The 2,210-nt window shown below is 62.7% G+C and carries 1 protein-coding gene and 2 pseudogenes; 1 reads left to right on the top strand and 2 read right to left on the bottom strand.

Annotation, left to right across the window (positions count from 1 at the left end; all coding sequences use genetic code 11):
* Positions 1-257: 257 nt before the first annotated feature.
* Positions 258-1,379, top strand: a complete 1,122-nt coding sequence (locus AB0D85_RS52170; protein ID WP_362338745.1) for a zeta toxin family protein — start codon at positions 258-260, stop codon at positions 1,377-1,379.
* A 15-nt stretch (positions 1,380-1,394) separates the two neighbouring features.
* On the opposite strand, the pseudogene AB0D85_RS52165 reads toward AB0D85_RS52170, so the two are convergent.
* Positions 1,395-1,619: pseudogene (locus AB0D85_RS52165) on the bottom strand (cupin domain-containing protein); the annotation flags it as partial.
* 96 nt (positions 1,620-1,715) lie between these two features.
* A pseudogene (locus tag AB0D85_RS52160) lies at positions 1,716-2,210 on the bottom strand (transposase family protein); the annotation flags it as partial.

Below are 2,210 nucleotides of genomic sequence, written 5' to 3'. Positions count from 1 at the left end.
GCGTCCGAGCTGCGGCACGGAAGCCTCGCGCGATGACGAGCCGACGTGCTCTTCGCGAGGCTCCGCGGCGGCACCTTCTACGACCCACAACCAGGCCCTACGGTTTGCCGAAACCCGTAGGGGCACTCCCTGTGACGCCACCGCTCCACGACCACACAACGAACCTGACGATGAACCGAAGCCGTGCGTTTCCCGTTGATCCGGTTGGCGCGCCCAGAGGTTCTGTCCCTGAGAGGGAATTTCACAAAGGAAACCATATGCCTGAACATTACGACCCTGGAATCAACGAATATGAGTATGCCGATTATTGTACATTCCTGGAAGAAGTGGGTGCAGATTTAGCATATGACTATGACAGTAGACATCTGACCGGCGGCGACGGCTGGGACAAGAGCAGCCGCCGCCCGCTACACGACAGGATAATTGAAAGCAAGATCAGAGAACTGGAGGCACTCCCCAAAACCCCGAAGCCGATTCTGATCTACACGGCCGGACCGGGCGGCGCAGGAAAAAGCACCGCCCTCCAGGAGAGGGTGCCATATCTTCTCGCACTTGACAGCGAACCGGCTCGATCCATGCATGAAATCCTGGGGAATCCAAAAAACGGGACCACCATCGAAAGTTTCGCCCTCATCAACCATGACGCCATGAAGGAGGCGATCTGGCGCGAAGGGGGATTCGAACACATGTCCGGTCTGCAACAGGATGGTGACCGTTTCACCTTCTCCCCTGCCGAATTGAGCGGCGCCGTTCACGTCGAGGCGTCCTGGCTGATGGAACGTGTCGCCAGGGAGGCCATGAACAGGGGTTGCAACGTCGCGTACGAGGGGACGATGCGGAACCTGGAAATGACGAAAGGGTTACTGGACGAGTTCCAGGAGAAGGGGTACGAGCGGATCGCCATCTCCGTTGAGGAGCCACGGGATACCGCCCTGTTGAGAAATTACCAGAAATGGCTGAACGGACGCAAAGAGTTCGAAAGAAATGGCGGGCGGACATTCGGCGCGACCCTGACCCCCCAGACGGTCATCAGAGATACCTACCCCCCGGGAAGCGAAACTTCCATATGCCGGACAAACGTTGACGAACTTGCCCGTATAGGGTGTCTCACTGCCGTGGTCAAGATGGATCGCGGCGAACTGTCACTCGTAGAGTCCGAAGCTCTAGGGATACGGTGGGATCGAGAAAGGGGTCGGCAGAGCTCATCATTCCCCGTCCCGGAAAATCCGGCGGACAGGGTTCAGGCAGCCAATCTGTCACCCGTTCCTTCTCGTGGAAATGTCGCAGGACGAGAGTCCGCGACGGAAAGAAGCCCGTCTCCCACCACATCCCGCCCATCCACCTCGACGAACCGTCCGAAGGGCCCGGGACGTCGCTGAGTCCCCGGGAGCTTTTCACGGGGCGGCGACCTCGCTGGCGTAGCGTTTTATCACCTCGGCGCTCTTCCCCGGGGTCGGCGGCCTGCCCGCCGCGAACATGTCCCGCGGGTCCCGGAAGCACTGCACGTACAGGTCGGGCGTGAACGTGCTGAGCGTGACCGCCGGTTCACCAGTGACGTTGGCGAAGGTGTGCGGGGCGCCGGTCGGAACCATGACGAGCGTGCCGGCCGTGGCGTCGTACGATCATCAGCCCTTCTTCGTCCACCGATCGGCTGGGTCCGTCTCGGTGCGTTTCACGGTCGGGGAGGAGGTCGGCCCAGTGAGCCTTTGCCAACCTCAGCTTGAGGCGTTGAGGTGGAGGGTGAGGACGGCTTGGACGAGTGCGGTGATGCGTGTGGTGCTGCACCGGATCTTGCGCAGGAGACGCCAGGTCTTGAGGGTGGCCATGGCCTGTTCGCCGAGCGCGCGGATCTTGGCGTGTGAGCGGTTGACGGCCTGCTGGCCTGCGGACAGCTTCTCCCGGCGGCCGCGGTAGGGAACCCGCACCGTGCCGCCGGCTCCTTGGTATGCCTTGTCGGCCCAGCAGAGGAGGCCGACCTCGGCCAGGGCGTCGATGACGCCGTGGGTGCGGGCGGCGCGGATGTCGTGGACCGCGCCGGGCAGGGCGGCCGAGGCCCACAGCAGACGCCCGGACGGATCGGCGATGACCTGCACGTTCATCCCCTTTCTGATGCTTTCCGGAGCAGTACGGGCGGTCCGCAGCGATGCGGCCGATCGGCGGCAGCGTCCCGTCGAGGATCACGAATGCCTTCCGTGCCGCAGCTCGGACGG

This window comes from Streptomyces sp. NPDC048277, from assembly GCF_040652235.1.
GTDB lineage: Bacteria > Actinomycetota > Actinomycetes > Streptomycetales > Streptomycetaceae > Streptomyces.
Note: the sequence above shows the minus strand (reverse complement) of the source record. Positions and strands in the feature narration are given on the sequence as shown.